The following is an 18,582-nucleotide window of genomic DNA, read 5'->3' as shown; positions in this document are numbered from 1 at the left end:
AACTCCTTAACTATAAGAAAATACTAACGTTAACAATAAAATAATAACAAAACACAATCTTTCGATTGATTCTTTAATGAGATTCATGCGCTTGGCCAAGATAAACAAGTGTCAGCGTCATGAAAATATAAGCTTGTAATACAACAATAAGGATATGGAAAATTGCCCATGCTGCACCAGCAAATATATGTAGCCCCATTCCCCAAAGCGTGCCTGTTGCACCCAAAAGCGCAATCAACATAAAGATAAGCTCACCGGCAAACATATTACCGAAAAGTCGCATACCTAATGAGAAAGCTTTCGAAATAAATTCAACAAGATTTAAAACAAAGTTAGCCGGTGCTAACCAAATACCAAATGGAGCGCAAAAGAGTTCTTTTACGAAGCCCATTCCTTTTGCTTTAATTGAGTAAAAAATCACAACTGCAAGAACCGCACAAGACATACCTAATGTTGCACTCACATCAGCAGTTGGAAGAATTTTATGATAAGGGATAGACTCTTTAAGCCCAAACACATCTAAAATTTTGTCAGCTAAGTCGATTGGAAGGAAATCGAGGGAGTTCATGACCACAATCCAAAGAAATACAGTCAAACCTAGCGGAGCTATGAAGCCTTGAGGACCATTAACAAGTGTGCGTGATTGTTTCTCTGCAAACTCCACCAAAATTTCAACAAACGCTTGAAATCGACCAGGAACACCTGACGTCGCTTTGCGCGACGCTGCAAACAAGAAGAGGACAACGATTATCCCACAGAGAACTGACCAAAATACCGTATCAAGATTAATAAGACCAAAGTTAACAAACTCATGGGCTTCTTGTGGTGTGCCCCTCTGATTTAAGTTAACGAGATGGTGCCCAATATACGCTGCATTTGTTAATTCACTAGCCATAGTTCTCTCTATTAATTTCTTTATCTCTTCGAAGCGAAGATATTAACACATATCCAAGGGGAACTTGTGATACGACTATAATCCCAATTAAGAACGCGAACAAATTCGGTTCTTTAATTATCATGATACTGACCAAAAAGAGCATCAAAATAATAAATTTATTCAAAAAAACACCGATCCAAAAGAAAACCTTATGTAGCCGAACAAATGCCATATTCGCCGCCATAAACAGGTTTGGTATCAAAATTGACACACCGGCAGCAAATAGCGATATAGCTGTCGTACCATCATACCAAAACCACGCCAACACACTGATTATTAATAAAATAGTGAACTGTGCAACTACAATTCTAGGAATCATTCGATCATTGCCTTTAAATTCATGCCAAGATTATAGTCGCCATCACTCTTCAGGTCAACTTCTATTCGTAGCCATTTTGTAGGATTCTCCTACGACTTTTTCAACTTCAATAAAATACCGTCTAATTCATCTAAAGAATTGTAACGAATGATGACCTCACCTTTCCCTCTTTTTTTAGCTTTGATTTCCGTAGCCGCACCTAAAAACTCACTAAGCTCTCGTTCTAATGAGAGCGTATCTTGATCTTTTTTTGAAACTTGCTTTTTTTCTACCACATTTTTCGATGATAATGCTTTCACCAGCTCTTCAGTTTCACGAACAGTAAACGACTTTTCAACAACGATATGCGCCGCCTTTACTTGATTCGATTTACTCAGCGTCAGCAATGCTCTTGCATGCCCCATATCTAGCTTACCTTCCACTAGAAAATCTTGCACAACTGTGTCAAGTTCCAAAAGACGTAAAGTATTTGTAATCGAAGAACGCGAACGACCAATCACATCACCCGCTTCCTGGTGCGTTAATTCGAACTCCTCAATCAATCGTTTTAAAGCGACTGCCGTTTCAACAGGATTGAGATTTTCTCGTTGAATATTCTCAATCAACGCAACTGCAAGTGCTTCCTGATCACTCATAACTTTAAAGATCACTGGCACTTTTTTAAGACCTGCAAGCTGAGAAGCCCTCCAACGACGTTCACCGGCAAGAATCTCAAACTCTTTTTGCCCCGCGACTTCTCGAACGATAATCGGCTGAATAACACCTTGCGACTTAATTGAAGTTGCTAATGTTTCGAGCGCTGACTGATCAAAAAAACGACGTGGCTGATATTTTCCCGGTGCCAATTTCTCAATCGAAATCTCTTTTACACTCTCTTTCTCTAGCTTTACCGCATCATTTGCAACGTCCGCACCTGTTTGACTTAAGAGCATCTCTAAGCCACGACCTAATCCTCTTTTCTTCACAACTACCTCTTTTTGCTACGAGAAACCACCTCACGAGCCAATTCAATATATGCTTCAGCTCCCTTCGATTTACCATCATAAACTGTAATTGGAACACCATAACTTGGTGCCTCTGCCAAACGAACATTTCTTGGAATAATTGTTTCAAACATTTTATCGCCAAAATGTGCTTCTAAGTTTTCTGAAACCTGCACAGCCAAAGTATTTCGACCATCATACATTGTTCGAACAACTCCCATAATATTAAGATGGGAATTTGCACTCGCTTTTACTGTGGAAATTGTATCCATTAACGCCGATATTCCCTCCAGCGCATAGTATTCACATTGAACGGGGATAATGATATCGGTAGCGGCAGCAAGTGCATTGAGCGTCAACATATTCAGAGATGGAGCACAATCTAGAATTATATAGTCAAAGTTCCCCTGTACTGGCTCAAGTGCTTTTTTAAGCGTATATACACCCTTATCACTATCTTGCGTCAAAAGCACTTCTGAACCGGTTAAATCACCATTAGCTCCGATTAAACGCAGCCCAGCCTTTTCTAAATCCATAATGACATCTGCTAAGGTTGCTTCTCCTAGAAGGAGATCGACGATGCCAAACTCAAGGCTATTTTTATCAACGCCTATCCCAGTCGTTGCATTTCCCTGAGGATCTAGATCAATTAGCAAGACATTTGGGCGCATCTTGCCCTCAGTTAAACTTGATGCAAGATTGACTGCGGTTGTTGTTTTCCCGACGCCACCTTTCTGATTTGCTACTGCAATAACTGTTGCCAATGCGGTCCCTACCTTTTTGAATTTAGAATAAAAAGTATACCAAAAATCTATTTTGATAAGAATATCAAATGTCGCTCTTCATCTAAGCCTGGCACGTTCAGTTCAATAATTTCCCGCTTAGGAAATCCACTAACCGACTGCCATTCCCCATCAATAACCTTTCCCTTCATCGCCGCCATTCTACCATTCTTTGTTAAAAGATGTTGCGACCAATTCACCATATCTTCACCACTGGCAAACGCTCGAGATAACACAACATCATACAATTCTCGTGGTTGAAAATCTTGAACACGCGACGTCACAATTTCAATATTTGGCAAGCCAATTTCAATCTGCATTTGCGTAATAAATCGCGTTCTTTTAGTGGCACTATCTAGAAGTGTAAAGTGTGCATTCGGCATTACAATCGATAATGGAACCCCTGGCAATCCTGCTCCTGTTCCGACATCCACTAAACGTGACAATCCATCAATTGACTGCAATGATGGCACGAGTATTAACGAGTCAAGCAGATGCTTAACAATCATCTCTTGAGGATTGGTAATCGCTGTCAAATTGTAGGCTTTGTTCCATAACAACATCCCTTGCAGATATTTTGTTAATTTATCACAAGCCGCATCATCAATAGCATACGGCAATTGTGATAACGCTGCCGCAACATCTTCTTTCAAAATCATACTAGACATTCTTATTTATGCTTTCGCAACCTCTTTCGGCAAGATAAAAACTCGAACCCGACTACCTTTTTTAGTTACCTGATTCTCTTTCATCTCAATAAGACAATTCGCCGCACTTAAACCACTAAGCATTGCAGAGCCCTGCAATCCAACATTATCGACAACATACTCCCCTCGTTCATCTTGATAATAGTTTCCACGCAAAAATTCACGGCGAGGTTGAACTTTGTCGCTTCCAAAATTAATTGTGGCAAACAATTGTGGCAATTGTGATGTTAATCCCATTAACTTTTTAATGGCTGGGTACGCAAGAAGATAAAATGTCGCATAAGCTGAAACAGGATTACCAGGCAACATAATGATATGACAATCCCCCACTCGACCCCAACCAAAAGGTTTCCCTGGCTTAATTGCTAATTTCCACATATTCAAAGTCCCAAGCTCTGTGATCGCTTTCGCAATAAAATCTGCCTCACCCACCGATGCACCACCGCTCAAGATCACAAGATCATTGTCTTGGGTCGCTTTTTTTAATGCTGCAAGAACCATTTCATAATCATCTTGCAAAATACCACCATCGACAGGTCTTGTAAGTGTAGAAACCCACGCCAACAATTGATAACGATTTGCGTCAAATATTTGACTCTCTTCAATAGTCTCCCACGGCTCTTTTAGCTCGTTCCCTGTTGAAAAAACCGTGACTTTCAGATCTTCATAAACTTCTACTTCATAAATCCCTTGAGAAGCCAATAACGCAATCGCAGCAGGATCGAGCACATGACCTTGATGAAAAAGAACGCTACCCTTTGCAATTTCTTCCGCTTGCTTACGGATATTCATTCCGAAAGTCGCAGGCTCTGTCAGAATTAATTGATTATCAGCAGTGCGCGTATTTTCTTGCATTACGACAGTAGTACAATTTTCCGGAACTTTAGCGCCTGTAAAAATTCGCGCCGCTTCACCCTCTTGAAGTTTTAGGTTCACATCGTCACCGGCAAAAATGCGATCAACAATACGAAATTCTAAACAACTTCCTTCGTAATCACATAATGCATAGCCATCCATAGCACTATTATCAAATTGTGGTGCATCATAATTTGCATAACAATCCGCGGCTAACATTCGCCCAAAAGCTTCCTTTAAGGTTACTTTATGACTTTTTCGCTCTAACTCCATTCCCGCAAGCAATTCACGTAAAGCGACATCGTAATTTTTCATAGTAACTCCTCTTTTAATCGCTGAACATCTTCAGGACTATTACAATTTAAAAATTCTTTTTCACATGAGAAGCTAACAGGCTTCGCGCTTAATCTTTGAAGCAAAGCGCGTATTCGTAAATCATCTTTCATCAATAATTCACGAACTATTTGTAGATCTCCAGAGCAGGCTTGAAAATGCAGATAATGCCCCCTTTCAGGTGTTTGAGGATAGACCGCCTTTCCTTCTTTTCTTTCAAGCCTCAACTGCAACTCATGATGTAAACAGGATACCAATAGCGGCGGGATAAGTGGCGCATCACAACTCACTATCTGCACATATACTTGCTGATCAATATTATCTAAAAAACTCGCGATACCCGCTAAAGGCCCTTTGCCTCGCCACGCTTTTTGATCTGAAAAGACTGGAAAACCATAAGCCTGGTAACGTTCTAAATGATTATTTGCCGAGACATAAATTTGATCCACTTGCAGCGATAAACGCTCGATAACATGTTCAACTAAAGGCTTTTCATTCAACAGCATTAGCCCTTTATTGACATAGTTCATACGCCGACCTTCCCCACCAGCAAGAACCAACCCAACAATCGGCAATGTTAACTCTCGCTCTTTTCCCATCTCGACAATATATCCTGATCTGATTTTTTAGCCTCGACCCAGTAACTTTCACCATTTTTTAGATACTCTTTCTTCCAAAATGGTGCTTCAGTTTTAAGATAATCCATAATAAATTCAGCAGCCAAAAAAGCATCTAATCGATGTTTTGCCGTCACAATTAAAAGGACAATCGGCTCATCTGCCTTTAAAGTTCCGACACGATGGACAACTCGACATCCGGCAATATCCCAACGCTCTTTCGCAATCAAGATAATACGCTCAACCTCTTTTTCTGTTAAACCTGGGAAGTGCTCCAACTCCATTTCCGAAAGAGCAACAGCTTTATCAAACTCCCTAACCATCCCCTGAAACAGAACAAGCGCGCCAGCATCGCCAGATTCAGAAATCAGTAGATCACTCTCCTTTTTTAGATCGAACATCTCGCTTTGAATCGACACCTTAAAAAACATAATTACCCCCCTGTCACTGGTGGCAAAAATGCAACTCGATCACCATTACGAATCTCAACGGATGAAAAAATAATCTCTTCATTAACAACCACACGAAAAATATTGTCCGCGGACAATGCATCCGCCCACTTATCACCGCGCTTTTTCAAAAATACTAATAAATCATCGCTAGAACCACCGCCCCAATCAATTGTTTCTTGCTCTGTCTGCAGACGGTCTTTCAAATTCCCAAAGTACGTGATTATTATCATTGTTATTCCCTCTATATATTCTAAGAAAGCTTTCATATACTTTACCACTAAACACACTAAGCTTTTCGATGACGTTTATTACCTTTTCTTCGTAAAATACCGCCTTCTTTACCCCAAAAAAGCGAAAAAAGGTAAAAAAAGATAAGAATCAGAACAATCATCGGCCCTGAAGCAATATCGTATTGCACCGATGCAACTAATCCTAAATATGCACCTAACACCCCTAGCGTTATCGCAATCAATAAAACATATTCCATTCGATTACTCCAAAGACGCGCACAAATTGCCGGTATCATCATCATTCCTACCGTCATCAATGTTCCCAAAACCTGAAAAGAAGCGACCAAATTTAAGACCACAAGAAAAAGAAAAACCCCGTAAAAGAGCAAGCCTTGTTTTGTCTTAAGCGCTAAGTAAAGAGGATCAATAATATAAAGCAGAAGCGGCCTATAAATTACTGACAAAATTAGAAGTGTCAGTACTAATACACCCCATACTAGTTTTAATGATGCACTATCTACCGCAAGAACTGATCCAAACAGAATATGCAATAGATCCGCTTGAGATCCAATCTTCATGATCAACACAACCCCAATTGCAAGAGAAAAAAGGTAGAGGGCAGCAAAACTCGCATCTTCTTTTAAATTTGTGCAGTGCGCGATAATCGAAGCAAAGATCGCAATCAACACACCGGCAATCACACCACCGAGGCTCATTGCATAAACATTAAACCCGAAAAAGAGAAAAGCGATGGCAATCCCCGGCAATACACCGTGACTCAAAGCATCACCGACTAAACTCATACGATTTAATAGAAGAAATACTCCCACCATACCTGAGGAAACCGCAATCATAACGGAAGCCGCTAACGCACGCTTTAAAAAGGGAAGCGCTAAGAAAGGATCCACAAAAACCGACAATAAGAGATCTACCATTTTACACCTCACACCAAGAATCACCGGACCATTCGAGTGACACTGACTCTGCTTTTAAAAGATTATCGGTAGTTAAAACTTCAGCACTACGCCCATAAGCTATTTTCTCTCTTGCCAAAATCAGAGTATTGGTAAAATATTTTTGCGCAAGCGCCAAGTCATGCAGCACAGTAATAATCGTTTTCCCCTCTTTTTCCCACTTTGCAATTAAGTCACAGAGCTCTTTGGTTGTCCTTGCATCCATCGCATTGAAAGGCTCATCCAATAGAATCAAATCACCACCTTCCACAACAATTCGTGCAAAAAGCGCTTTTTGAAATTGCCCCCCCGAAAGTGAGTCGATACTCCGCTCACCGAAACCTGCAAGCCCGACAAAGGCAAGCGCATCTTCAACCTTTTGTAGATCTTCACAACACAATTTTCCCATAATTTTCATTTGTGAAAATGCTCCTGCACTCACTAACTCGAAGAGTGTTAACGGTAGATCTCGACGGATATCAGAAATTTGTGAAAGATAGCTAATAGCAGACGTTTTTGGACAATTAATTTTACCCTCAGAAAAGGGCGTTAATCCCATAATCGCCCGTAGTAATGTGCTCTTTCCGGCTCCATTGGGTCCTATAATCGCCGTACTTTCACCTTTAGAAAAATTGACAGAGAGATGATGCACGACCGGGAATGCCTTATAAGCCACTGTTAAGTTTGATATCTCCAATGCATTCATAGCGTTACATGTATCCCCTTGTTCTCTATCTATCATCATAATGTCAATACTTTCTCGCCTTAGTAATAACCGCTCTATCATACGCTAAATTTTCGAGAAATTAATGCGGCAAATCGAGTTTCTAACATTTTTTCAATACCCTGCCAGCCCTTCTTACTCGAAAGAATTTAAACTTCATGCGATAATAACCCCATATTGATTAAGAAAACGCGATTCAATAAAGGCTCTTCTCAATACTTCATATTCCTTATAACCGGTAAAATATTATCAAAATGAATAAAATTAAAAAAATTCGGGTTAATTTTAACAGTGCAAATCAAGTTGCAGAATATTATCTACCTTTCTTCAATAACGGTGGTTTTTTCTTCTCAACAGAATATCCTTTTGTGCTAAATGATGATGTTATTTTATCACTAACTCTGCCAGATGGTGATACAACCCCGATTGATATTGAAGGGAAAGTAGCACTCATCATTCCCAAAGAACAAGTAGAGAAAAAAACTATCACTGATTCTCGCGGCGTTGGTGTTTCACTCATTTCCCCACCGAACTACCTACAATCACGCATCAATGCACTTCTTCGAATGCATCAAGCAATGCAATAATAATTTTACGGTAAAATAGTTACCTTATTATCAATTCACTAAAAAACGTTATTTATGACAACTCCTAAATTTATCGACTCCCATTGTCATCTTGATATGCTCGATCTTACCGCATACGACAATAATTTTGAGCAATTAATTACAACAATACGCACTGAAAATATTGAAAAAATGCTCTGTGTTAGTGTGGATCTCGAGCGATGGGAAAATATGGCGAACTTAGTCGCACCATTTAACGATATCTACCTCTCTGTTGGCGTGCATCCCGGCGCCGTTCCAGCCGTTATTCCTGCAAACGAAGAGACATTTCTGCCAATGCTGCAAAACCCTAAGGTTATTGCCATTGGTGAAACTGGTTTGGATTATCATTATTCTTTAGAGCATAAAATCCCGCAACAAGCATCTTTCATTACCCAAATTGATATTGCGAAAAAATACCGGAAACCTCTAATCATTCACACACGTGATGCCCGTAAAGATACTATCGATATTTTAACAGCTGAAAATGCTCAGGATATTGGGGGCATCTTACACTGTTTTACTGAAGATTGGGAGATGGCTAAAAAAGGGCTCGACTTGGGATTTTACATCTCATTTAGCGGTATTATTACCTTCAAAAATGCTCAAGAGCTACGAGACGTTGTCGCGAAAACGCCGTTAGATCGCATACTCATCGAAACAGACTCCCCATATCTTACGCCAGTACCTTTTCGCGGAAAAGCGAACTACCCTGGCTTAGTACCATTTGTTGCGAAAACGATTGCTGAAGTAAAACAGATCTCTCTTGAAGAAGTTGCTGAGCAAACAACGCACAATTTTAAACAATTATTTAAAGATACTATTTAATCATTCGTAATAACGATTGATACCCAATTTCGAGGAAAACTATGACACAACCCATCGGAAAAATAGCCGTATTTGGCGATGTAATGATTGATAGCTATTGGATCGGCTCCACAGAGCGAATCTCACCAGAGTCACCGGTTCCTGTTGTAAATATTAATCATACTGAAAACCGGCTTGGTGGTGCGGCGAACGTTGCACTCAACATCAGCAAGATGGAAATTCCTGTAACACTGTCGGGATTAGTAGGACTTGATCAAAATGCGAAAGCACTAACTGAACTTTGCACAAACAATCAGATCTCTACCGATTTTGTTACTGAAAATAGCTTCGCAACCATCATGAAGCTACGAGTAATTAGTCGCCAACAACACATTGTTCGTTGCGATTTCGAAGAAAAACCGAATCTGACGCCTGAACTAATCGAAAAGATAACACGTGAAGCAAAAGCAACTATCGATCAGCATGACCTCATTGTATTATCTGATTACAACAAAGGATTTTTAGCAGATCCTCAAGCATTGATTCAATATGCCAAATCCCAGAATAAGTTTGTCATTATCGACCCTAAAGGTTCTGATTTTAGTAAATATCGTGGGGCTTCTTTAATCACACCGAATACCAGTGAATTTGAGGGCGTTGTTGGTAAATGCAAAGATGAAGCAGAACTTTTCGAACGAGCTGAAAAACTCCGAACTGAACTCGATCTTGATGCGTTATTAGTGACACGCAGTGAAAAAGGCATGACACTCTTTGAACGCGATAAAGCACCGGTAACATTCTCTGCACGCGCACAAGATGTATTTGATGTCACGGGCGCTGGAGATACCGTAATCGCAATGATTGCAACACAGATGGCAAAAGGTACTTCTTTACCACTCGCTTGTAAAATTGCTAATATTGCAGCCTCAATTGTTGTTGGGAAAATGGGTGCATCTTACGTTACACAAGAAGAACTTGACTATGCGCTAGGACAAACCGATCGTCCACATAATCTCGTACTCTCCAAAGAAGCACTATTACATGAAGTAAAACGTGCAAAGATGAATAATGAAACAATTGTAATGACAAATGGTTGCTTCGATATTTTACATCGAGGGCACGTTAAGTATCTCGAAGAAGCGAGTAAATTAGGACATCACCTGATTGTCGCATTGAATTCCGATAATTCTGTTAAACGCATAAAAGGGGAATCTCGTCCTATTATGGATGAAAAGAGCCGTGCAACCGTCTTAGCATCACTCTCATCGGTCGCATGGGTCACTATTTTTGATGATGAAACACCTGAAGCTCTGATCAAAGCAGTGCTGCCGGATGTCTTAGTAAAAGGAAGTGATTACAAAGTCGAAGAAATTGCCGGAGCTGAGGCAGTTATTAACAACGGTGGCCGTGTTGAGTTGATCGATTTTATCGATGGATATTCCACCACCAATGCGATTAACAAAATTAAAGCAACAGCAGAATAGTACTTGGTGAGTTTAACTCTTTTAATTTGCTAAACAAAAGCTAAATATTTAAATATATGCAATAATTAGCTCCGAACTGATGAATAATTTAGTACCCGTAGATGAAGGACTTTTAAGATGGATGATAATAAACGCAAAGCCCTCCAAGCAGCTCTTGGACAGATCGATCGCCAATTTGGTAAAGGCTCAGTTATGCGCCTTGGCGACCAACAAACACCGACCAATATCATTCCTGTATCTACAGGTTCAATCGGCCTTGATATCGCGCTTGGCATTGGCGGTTTGCCTCGTGGTCGTATTGTTGAAATCTTTGGACCAGAATCTTCTGGTAAAACAACATTAACGCTGCACGTAATTGCAGAAGCGCAAAAAGCAGGTGGTACCGCGGCATTTATCGATGCAGAACACGCACTTGATCCATCATATGCAGCAAAGCTAGGCGTTGATGTTGAAAATCTCTATATTGCCCAACCTGATAATGGTGAACAAGCACTTGAAATTACCGATACGCTCGTACGTTCTGGTGCAATCGATATTATTGTTGTAGACTCCGTTGCTGCATTGACACCAAAAGCCGAAATCGAAGGTGAAATGGGTGATTCACATATGGGGCTGCAAGCACGTTTAATGAGCCAAGCACTTCGTAAATTAACGGCAAATATTCAAAAGTCAAATACTCTTGTTGTCTTTATCAATCAAATTCGTATGAAGATTGGAGTAATGTTCGGAAATCCCGAAACAACAACAGGCGGTAACGCTCTTAAATTCTACTCTTCTGTCCGTCTTGACATTCGTCGTACCGGCGCTGTGAAGAAAGGAGATGAGGTTATTGGTTCTGATACTCGCGTTCGTGTAGTGAAAAACAAAGTATCGCCACCATTTAGAGAGGCAAAATTCGAAATTATGTACGGCTTCGGAATCGATACTTTAGGCGAGGTTTTAGACCTCGGGGTTGATGCTGGAATCGTGGATAAAGCCGGTGCATGGTATAGCTATGGTGATACACGTTTAGGTCAAGGGAAAGAGAACTCTAAGCAATACCTTCGTGAAAATGAAGCAACAGCAAAAGAGATCGAACAAAAAGTTCGTGAACACTTCATAACAACACCAGCACCACTTGCAGGCGCTGATGAGACAGATGAAGATAATGATCTTCTTTCACTCAACGATGAGTAATTCGCGCTGTTCTCTTTAATTCTATATATGACCAATAGCTCCTTTTTTGAGGAGCTATTTTATTTTCTCTCTCTTCGATTTCAGCTTAATCATAACGAAGGTGCAATGAATGACAAATGAATCCCGCGAAACCGCTTTTCAATCTGCAAGAATCGTTGAAATTAATGAGCATCAAGACTCACAACGTCTTGACAATTTCTTAATGGCGCAATTTCGTGAATTTCCCAAAAGTCGTATTTATCAAATGATCCGAAAAGGGGAAGTACGCGTTAATAAAGGTCGAGCAAAGCCTACAACGCGCTTATCAAAAGGAGATCTAGTACGACTTCCTCCTGTCAAAATTAGCGTAAAAACTACCATCGTAGCTCCTTTGAACGAATGGACAAACTTACAACGTTCAATTCTATTTGAAAATAATGATTTCTTAGTTATTAACAAACCTTCTGGCATAGCAGTACACCAAGGCTCCAATATCCCATATGGAATTATTGAGATCCTTAAAACTCATGGAGGACATGATTTTTACGAGTTAGTTCAACGGCTAGATCGTGAAACGAGCGGGATCCTTTTAATTGCAAAAAATGGTGAATCCCTCCGCGCATTACAAAAAATAGATTTCGATAAACGCTACCTTTTTCTCACCAAAAATAATATTTGTGATATTTTTCATAACAAAACCATGCACGTTACCGATCCGCTTGATACAGAACATCGTATAGATGGCGAGCGACACGTCATCATCACCCCTGAAGGAAAAGCCTCTGAAACAATTTTTTCTCTGTACCAAAAAGGTGCGAAAGTCTCAATTATTGAAGCGCATTTGCTGACCGGAAGAACACACCAGATACGCGTTCACAGCGCTCACAATGGTTTCCCAATTATAGGTGATCGGCGATACAATGTTGAAGAAAAAGGCAATAAGCCAATTCTAGATCGACTTGCGCTTCATGCTCACGCATTAAAATTCACCTATAAAGATCAGCTATTTGATTTTAAAGCGCCTTTACCAGAAGATCTACTTCATCATTTTGAGATCATTAATCGTTAAAATTAGAGCCTCAATCAACAATTAAGTGCGAAATTTATCCATAGATCAGGTAAAATATCGCCATTGTGGTTAACGAAGGAATACAAACTCATTAATATGATTAACAAACAAGAATCTGAAGTTTTTGAGCTTCCGATCCGAGTTTATTATGAAGATACCGATGCTGGTGGGATCGTCTATCATTCAACGTATTTAAACTTTATGGAACGCGCTCGTACAGAATGGCTTATGGCGAAAGGCATAAACCTCAATACACATGCGTATGAAAACCAAGAGATGTTTGTCGTTCGAAAACTTGATATTGAATATCGTCAACCTGCACGATTGTGTGATGATCTAATTGTTCGTTCTCGCGTTATCAAACGTACTCATACACGAAGTACATTTGAACAAATCATCTATCGTAATGATGATATCTTAACCATTGGGCATGTTGAAATTGTTGCACTCGATGCACAAACTCGTCGCCCTAAACCACTTCCCCATTTCTTTTAACTGGAGCTCTGAGACATGTCCTCTGATTTACAATTTTGGCATCTAATAGCAAGCGCTAGCTTTCCTGTAAAAATCATTATGCTTATCCTAGCAGCAATGTTAGTGACGACAATTTTTCTGATTTGGAAAAAATATATCTCCATTAAATTAGCAAAATTTAAAACCCAACAATTTGAGAAGATGTTTTGGTCTGGCGCTGATATTAATCAACTTGCTGCTGAAGCAACCCGCAAAGGCAAGGCTTGTTCTGGGATGGAAAAGGTCTTTCTCTCAGGATTCCAAGAATTTATCCGCTTACGCTCATATGCAAACTATGATCCTGAGTTTATTGTTTCAAGCGTTAAAAATGCGATGTTTGCAGAGACACAACGAGAAGAAACAATTATTCAAAAGTTCCTTTCATGGCTTGCAACCATCGGTTCAGTAGCCCCTTATATCGGTCTATTAGGAACAGTCATTGGAGTTATGAATTCGTTTAGCGCACTTGGAACGGTAAAGCAAGTAACGCTCGCACAGGTTGCACCGGGAATTTCTGAAGCACTGATAGCAACAGCAATTGGTCTACTTGCAGCAATACCAGCGGTAATGGCATATAATAAATTTAGCAATGACATTAACGGGTTAATGACGCGCTACGATAGCTTCATTGATGAGTTTGCCAATATCCTTGCGCGTCAATATGTGCAATTAACGCAAAAGATGCCACAAAATTCGTCTGTTAAGTAAACATTCGAAGAGAGGAATCCTATAATGAAACGCAGGAAACGTACGAATAAACTTAACTCAGACATGAACATCGTCCCTTATGTCGACGTGATGTTTGTACTTCTAACTATATTTATGGTTACCGCAACGACAATTTCTGTGGGGATTGATGTTGATCCACCACAAATGGATAGCAGTCAAGCTATCGCCGTAGAAGGCGATGAGATGATGGTTATTTCAGTTGATGCTTCAGGAACATTTTTCTTCAATTTGTCAGATACGCCTGATATAGCACTAAGTGAAGAAGAAATTTTCACTATTGCCACAAATCTTTTTAATGAGAACGAGAACATTCAAGCCCTTGTGAAAGGGGATCAAAAAGCACCTTATGGCCGAATCATTGATGCCATGAGCTTACTCCAACAAGTAACACAAAAAAATGTTCAGCTTATGACAACGCCTTTTGAAGAATAGCCAAATTAAAGCGAATGAATCATGATGAATCGTGAACTACAAGATAAAATTATTAATATTATCAGCGGCGTATTGACAGCTGGCATCATTGCTATTGCAGGCTATTTTTCTTACTCTTCGTTCTTAAAAATAGAACAATCTGCCATCAATGAAAATGCCGTAAAAATTAGTGATGAAAATAAAATCACACAATCAGAGCGGATTGATACCAAAGAGGTCGAAAACGAGCTTAATCGAATAGCGGAAGCTCAACGTAAAGAACAAGAGCGAATTGCTGCCGAAAAAGCTGCTCGAGAAAAAGCTGAACAAGAACGCATCGCAGCAGAAAAACGTGCCGCTCAAAAGGCAGCTGCTGAGAAAGCCGCCCGAGAGAAAGCTGAACAAGAACGTATTGCAGCTGAAAAACTTGCTGCTCAAAAAGCTGCTGAAGCTAAAGCAGCTCAAGAAAAGGCAGAAAAAGAACGAATCGAAGCCGAAAAAATTGCCGCACAAAAAGCCGCTGAAAAAAAAGCTGCTGAGCAAAAAGCTGCAGAAGCGAAAGTGGAAAAAGAACGAGTAGAAGCAGAAAAGCTTGCCGCAGCCCAAAAGGCAGCTGAAAAACGTGAAGAGCTCACAAAAGCAGCTGAAAAGAAAGAAGCTGAACGTAAAGCTGAAGAGAAACGATTAGCAGAGGAAAAAGCGGCTAAAGAAAAAGCTGAGAAAGAGAAAGCCGAAAAAGCACGACTTGAAAAAGAGAAGGCAGAAAAGGCTCGCTTAGATGCCGAGAAGAAAGAGGCTGAACGAAAGGCGGCAGAAGCAAAAAAAGCGGATGAAGAAGCTCGGATTGCCGCAGCACTTAGCAACGAATATTTCTCACAAGTACATGCCTACCTCTATGCTCTTTGGATTACACCCCCAGGCAGTTATGGACTGACGACGACGATTCAATTTAAAGTGAAAGAAGACGGCACCATTGTTGGGACTCCTCAAATTTCTAGCTCAAGTGGAAATGAAGAATTTGATAATAGTGTTTTTGTTGCCATCATGGCTGCTGAAAAAGTACCTATGCCAAATGATCCCGTTGTTCGAAAGTTTCTAGCAAAAGAGGGGTTTGAAATTCGCTTTAGACCAACCAATTAACCGTCGTAACAAAGGGTATAATTTTTAATATAGAAGGAACTCAATATGATTAAAGTTTGGGATTTACCAACTCGAGTTTTCCATTGGATGCTCGTTATAGCAATGATTATCTGTGTGTATACTTCATACAATTTCTCCGATTTTTACAATCTTGGATTTTTAGGTAGCTATTCGGCAATGGCTATACATCAATATGCAGGTACAATGATTCTTGGACTGCTCATATTCCGCCTTATTTGGGGATTATTTGGCTCAAAGACTTCGTTATTTAGTGACTTTATTAAAGGTCCTAAACACATTATTCGCTATATTAAAGAGGCAAAAACTCCAACCGAAGGTCATAATCCACTCGGTGCTTTAATGGTTATTGCACTTATTATTATCTTACTTATTCAAGTTGTAACCGGTTTATTCCTTGAGGATAACACCTATCTTTTCTCCAACGCACCACTAGCTAACTTAATTAAGGGAGACTTACGCAGCAATTTCCTCTCACTGCATGGTAACGGCCGATTAGTACTATTATGGCTAATTGGCATTCATATATTTACGGTATTTGCGTATCTTTTTGTGAAAAAGCAAAATCTTATTCGCACCATGATTACTGGTAAACGCGCCAAAACCGACGCACACACACCTGAAGCGCTATCACTCAAAAATGATCGCTCACTCTTAGGAATCATCTTGCTAATCGCCGTTGTAGTCTTAACCTATTACATATTATTTACCGTTTTAGGATAAGTAATGAAACAACCGAACAGTCTATTTCTCGCTTCAGCTAAAGAGCGATTACTATTTGCAATGATACTATTAATTCCGCTCACACTGCTTTGTTACTGGGCATTATAATAGACACTCCTTCTTAGCATTTAAATAAAACCATCTTAGAACGATTAAATTCACTAAGGTGGTTTTTTATCAATAATGCCTTTTCTATTGAGACCTAATTAATCTAACAATACATTTTTAATCGCATCAATATTTACATTGAGAACCTTCTCAATGTAATCAATAGGTCCACCATATTGATCATTCATCTGTTTATCTAGTACATTCAAGTAATCAGCATCAACATATCGGACTTTTTCAAGCACCTTTTCTAGTTCCCCCGTGCTCTCTAACCCAAGCGGATTATCTTTCTTGTTCCCCAAAAAAAGCTGATGAAGATCTTCTGCATAGCGATTTGATTCTAGATAGTTAGCCATAATATCGTCATAATGGACATCAAGAGCAGATAAAAGAAGATAACTCATCACACCAGTACGATCTTTACCTGCGCTACAATGATAAATGACTCGCTGATTTTCACTAATTGCATCAAAAGCACGTTTAAATTGTGTTGCTGCACATTCCGGAAAGAGCTGATACATTTTTAAAAAGAATTTTTCGATATCTGCAACTTTTAAAGATTCTAGTGATACAACTTTATCATCGCTAAAAAAGTTACCTACCTCTATCGGTTGAGCTTCATAACGTAAATCACTAAAGCGCAATTTTATCTTTTCATTATGTTTTTCCCCATCCATGCGAAAATCGATAATGGTATCAGGCGCAATACTCACTAAAAGATCTAAATCTTTTGCTGTTGCAAAGTCCAGTAGACCACTACGAAAAACCCTATCTGACTTAATTCGCTCATTTTGGCGAGTTTTAAGATCACCAAAACTACGAAAGTTCACAATTTTTTCAAACGAAAACGGATACTTCATAAATATCAAATCCTTTAATAACGTTAGAAATCATTACTCTATCGTAACATGATTTTTCTTCAGAACTTTTAACACCCATCATTTTAATTTATTGACTGCACTTTTTTCGCTCACCTATTGCTTTTTCAACGATTCATATGTAATATTTGACATCTACTAAGTAACACCTAATGCCTGGGTGGCGAAATTGGTAGACGCAGCAGACTTAAAATCTGCCGACCCTTATACGGTCGTGCCGGTTCGATTCCGGCCCTAGGCACCATTACAAAATCTTAAAGCCCGCTATTTAGCGGGCTTTTTGCTGTCTAGAATTTGGTTTGGCGGGAATTTTGGCGGAGATAAACCTCCTTGTATTCCCCCCACTTTATTTTTTATAAGAAAACCCGTTCATTATTTCAACTACCTTATAATTGCAATGTATTTTTTAAAAAATCGCTTTAACTAACACGAGATCATTCACGAATGGAAATTAAATATCAATTAACAGAAGAATCGTTTTTAAAATTACAGACCTTTGCTTTTCGAAAACTTGCAAAAACAGGAAAACGTGCAATAGCTATGTCATTATTAGCAGCGATCTGTATGTTTATTTTCGCACTGCTATCAATTTATATAAAATCAGCAAAAAATGTTGCCTTTTTCTCCTCAGAGAACTGGCAATTTTGGCGCGATAATCCCGATCAAACTTTTTTACCAGCCCTACTATTAATCGTTGCCTTTGTATCGCTTAGGAATGTTTGGATATACCCACAGTCACATCTAAGAAAATGGTTACGTAATCCACTTAGTCAAATGTTGTTTTTACCTCAAACATTAACACTTGACTCAACGGGGATGACTATCAGCAATAGTCATGAAGAACAATCCCAGATTCCTTGGGATGCATTCGGTGAAATTGTTCAAACAGCAGATGGTTTTTTTATTGAAGTACAGGCCGGTCGTTATTTTGTTATTCCGAAAACTGAGTTAAATAGAGAAGAAATTTCCTTTCTAGATGCAAATTTTAAAAAATATAAACACAAGCAGTACCGTCTCATATAATAGAAAAAGCCCGAATATTTAGGGCTT

Annotated in this window: 23 protein-coding genes and 1 tRNA gene; 12 read left to right on the top strand and 12 right to left on the bottom strand. The window is 39.4% G+C overall.

The window, feature by feature from the left end; genetic code table 11:
* Positions 1–73: 73 nt before the first annotated feature.
* The 11 genes from atpB to ACPF7B_RS08645 all read right to left on the bottom strand — a co-directional run bounded on the left by atpB (position 74) and on the right by ACPF7B_RS08645 (position 7,913).
* Complete coding sequence (gene atpB, locus ACPF7B_RS08695; protein WP_490505415.1) at positions 74–895, bottom strand: F0F1 ATP synthase subunit A; 822 nt, start codon at positions 893–895, stop codon at positions 74–76.
* Positions 888–1,256: an ATP synthase subunit I gene (locus ACPF7B_RS08690; RefSeq protein WP_490505414.1), complete on the bottom strand. Its 369-nt coding sequence runs from the start codon at positions 1,254–1,256 to the stop codon at positions 888–890. The genes atpB and ACPF7B_RS08690 overlap by 8 nt, the downstream gene beginning before the upstream one ends.
* 89 nt (positions 1,257–1,345) lie before the next feature.
* The gene (locus ACPF7B_RS08685; protein WP_490506520.1) at positions 1,346–2,188 is read right to left on the bottom strand and encodes a ParB/RepB/Spo0J family partition protein; all 843 of its coding nucleotides are present in this window, start codon (positions 2,186–2,188) and stop codon (positions 1,346–1,348) included.
* A gap of 35 nt (positions 2,189–2,223) precedes the next feature.
* Positions 2,224–3,003, bottom strand: coding sequence for a ParA family protein (locus tag ACPF7B_RS08680; RefSeq protein ID WP_490505413.1), 780 nt, complete (start codon positions 3,001–3,003; stop codon positions 2,224–2,226).
* A gap of 47 nt (positions 3,004–3,050) precedes the next feature.
* A complete protein-coding gene (rsmG, locus tag ACPF7B_RS08675) occupies positions 3,051–3,680 on the bottom strand; it encodes a 16S rRNA (guanine(527)-N(7))-methyltransferase RsmG (RefSeq protein ID WP_490505412.1) in 630 nt (209 codons plus the stop codon).
* Between the two features lie 15 nt (positions 3,681–3,695).
* Positions 3,696–4,898 carry a molybdopterin molybdotransferase MoeA gene (locus tag ACPF7B_RS08670; protein ID WP_490505411.1) on the bottom strand — a complete coding sequence of 401 codons (1,203 nt, stop codon included), beginning with the start codon at positions 4,896–4,898 and terminating at the stop codon, positions 3,696–3,698.
* Complete coding sequence (gene mobA / locus ACPF7B_RS08665; protein ID WP_490505410.1) at positions 4,895–5,515, bottom strand: molybdenum cofactor guanylyltransferase; 621 nt, start codon at positions 5,513–5,515, stop codon at positions 4,895–4,897. Before mobA ends, ACPF7B_RS08670 begins: the two co-directional genes overlap by 4 nt.
* Complete coding sequence (locus ACPF7B_RS08660; RefSeq protein WP_490505409.1) at positions 5,494–5,964, bottom strand: molybdenum cofactor biosynthesis protein MoaE; 471 nt, start codon at positions 5,962–5,964, stop codon at positions 5,494–5,496. Before ACPF7B_RS08660 ends, mobA begins: the two co-directional genes overlap by 22 nt.
* Positions 5,965–5,966: 2 nt before the next feature.
* Complete coding sequence (locus ACPF7B_RS08655; protein ID WP_490505408.1) at positions 5,967–6,215, bottom strand: MoaD/ThiS family protein; 249 nt, start codon at positions 6,213–6,215, stop codon at positions 5,967–5,969.
* A 56-nt stretch (positions 6,216–6,271) separates the two neighbouring features.
* Positions 6,272–7,150, bottom strand: a complete 879-nt coding sequence (locus tag ACPF7B_RS08650) for a metal ABC transporter permease (protein ID WP_490505407.1) — start codon at positions 7,148–7,150, stop codon at positions 6,272–6,274.
* A 1-nt stretch (position 7,151) separates the two neighbouring features.
* The gene (locus ACPF7B_RS08645) at positions 7,152–7,913 is read right to left on the bottom strand and encodes a metal ABC transporter ATP-binding protein (protein ID WP_490505406.1); all 762 of its coding nucleotides are present in this window, start codon (positions 7,911–7,913) and stop codon (positions 7,152–7,154) included.
* A gap of 233 nt (positions 7,914–8,146) precedes the next feature.
* On the opposite strand from ACPF7B_RS08645, the gene ACPF7B_RS08640 reads away from it, so the two are divergent.
* From ACPF7B_RS08640 to ACPF7B_RS08595, 10 genes are all read left to right on the top strand, one after another.
* Positions 8,147–8,479, top strand: a complete 333-nt coding sequence (locus ACPF7B_RS08640) for a PilZ domain-containing protein (RefSeq protein ID WP_490505405.1) — start codon at positions 8,147–8,149, stop codon at positions 8,477–8,479.
* A 54-nt stretch (positions 8,480–8,533) separates the two neighbouring features.
* Positions 8,534–9,325 (top strand): TatD family hydrolase, encoded by a 792-nt coding sequence (locus tag ACPF7B_RS08635; protein ID WP_490505404.1) that lies wholly within the window; start codon positions 8,534–8,536, stop codon positions 9,323–9,325.
* 41 nt (positions 9,326–9,366) lie between these two features.
* The gene (hldE, locus tag ACPF7B_RS08630) at positions 9,367–10,788 is read left to right on the top strand and encodes a bifunctional D-glycero-beta-D-manno-heptose-7-phosphate kinase/D-glycero-beta-D-manno-heptose 1-phosphate adenylyltransferase HldE (protein ID WP_490505403.1); all 1,422 of its coding nucleotides are present in this window, start codon (positions 9,367–9,369) and stop codon (positions 10,786–10,788) included.
* A gap of 117 nt (positions 10,789–10,905) precedes the next feature.
* On the top strand, positions 10,906–11,964 hold the full coding sequence (gene recA, locus ACPF7B_RS08625; protein WP_490505402.1) for a recombinase RecA: 1,059 nt from the start codon (positions 10,906–10,908) through the stop codon (positions 11,962–11,964).
* A 109-nt stretch (positions 11,965–12,073) separates the two neighbouring features.
* Positions 12,074–13,012, top strand: a complete 939-nt coding sequence (locus ACPF7B_RS08620) for an RluA family pseudouridine synthase (RefSeq protein WP_490505401.1) — start codon at positions 12,074–12,076, stop codon at positions 13,010–13,012.
* 96 nt (positions 13,013–13,108) lie between these two features.
* Entirely contained in the window at positions 13,109–13,507 is a 399-nt protein-coding gene (gene ybgC / locus ACPF7B_RS08615) for a tol-pal system-associated acyl-CoA thioesterase (protein ID WP_490505400.1), read from the top strand.
* A gap of 15 nt (positions 13,508–13,522) precedes the next feature.
* Positions 13,523–14,233, top strand: coding sequence for a protein TolQ (gene tolQ, locus ACPF7B_RS08610; protein WP_490505399.1), 711 nt, complete (start codon positions 13,523–13,525; stop codon positions 14,231–14,233).
* Between the two features lie 24 nt (positions 14,234–14,257).
* Positions 14,258–14,686, top strand: coding sequence for a biopolymer transporter ExbD (locus tag ACPF7B_RS08605; protein WP_490505398.1), 429 nt, complete (start codon positions 14,258–14,260; stop codon positions 14,684–14,686).
* Between the two features lie 21 nt (positions 14,687–14,707).
* On the top strand, positions 14,708–15,805 hold the full coding sequence (gene tolA, locus ACPF7B_RS08600; protein ID WP_490505397.1) for a cell envelope integrity protein TolA: 1,098 nt from the start codon (positions 14,708–14,710) through the stop codon (positions 15,803–15,805).
* 45 nt (positions 15,806–15,850) lie between these two features.
* The gene (locus ACPF7B_RS08595; protein ID WP_490505396.1) at positions 15,851–16,546 is read left to right on the top strand and encodes a cytochrome b/b6 domain-containing protein; all 696 of its coding nucleotides are present in this window, start codon (positions 15,851–15,853) and stop codon (positions 16,544–16,546) included.
* Positions 16,547–16,752: 206 nt separating this feature from the next.
* Here ACPF7B_RS08595 and ACPF7B_RS08590 read toward each other — a convergent pair whose 3' ends face one another.
* Complete coding sequence (locus ACPF7B_RS08590; protein ID WP_490505395.1) at positions 16,753–17,514, bottom strand: tyrosine-protein phosphatase; 762 nt, start codon at positions 17,512–17,514, stop codon at positions 16,753–16,755.
* Positions 17,515–17,686: 172 nt separating this feature from the next.
* On the opposite strand from ACPF7B_RS08590, the gene ACPF7B_RS08585 reads away from it, so the two are divergent.
* Together ACPF7B_RS08585 and ACPF7B_RS08580 are read left to right on the top strand one after the other, a co-directional pair.
* A tRNA-Leu gene (locus ACPF7B_RS08585) sits at positions 17,687–17,776 on the top strand.
* A gap of 200 nt (positions 17,777–17,976) precedes the next feature.
* Positions 17,977–18,555, top strand: coding sequence for a YcxB family protein (locus ACPF7B_RS08580; protein WP_490505394.1), 579 nt, complete (start codon positions 17,977–17,979; stop codon positions 18,553–18,555).
* Positions 18,556–18,582 lie beyond the last annotated feature (27 nt).

Source organism: Ignatzschineria sp. 22MB058224 (assembly GCF_058188435.1).
This window is presented reverse-complemented; position numbering and strand designations above follow the sequence as displayed.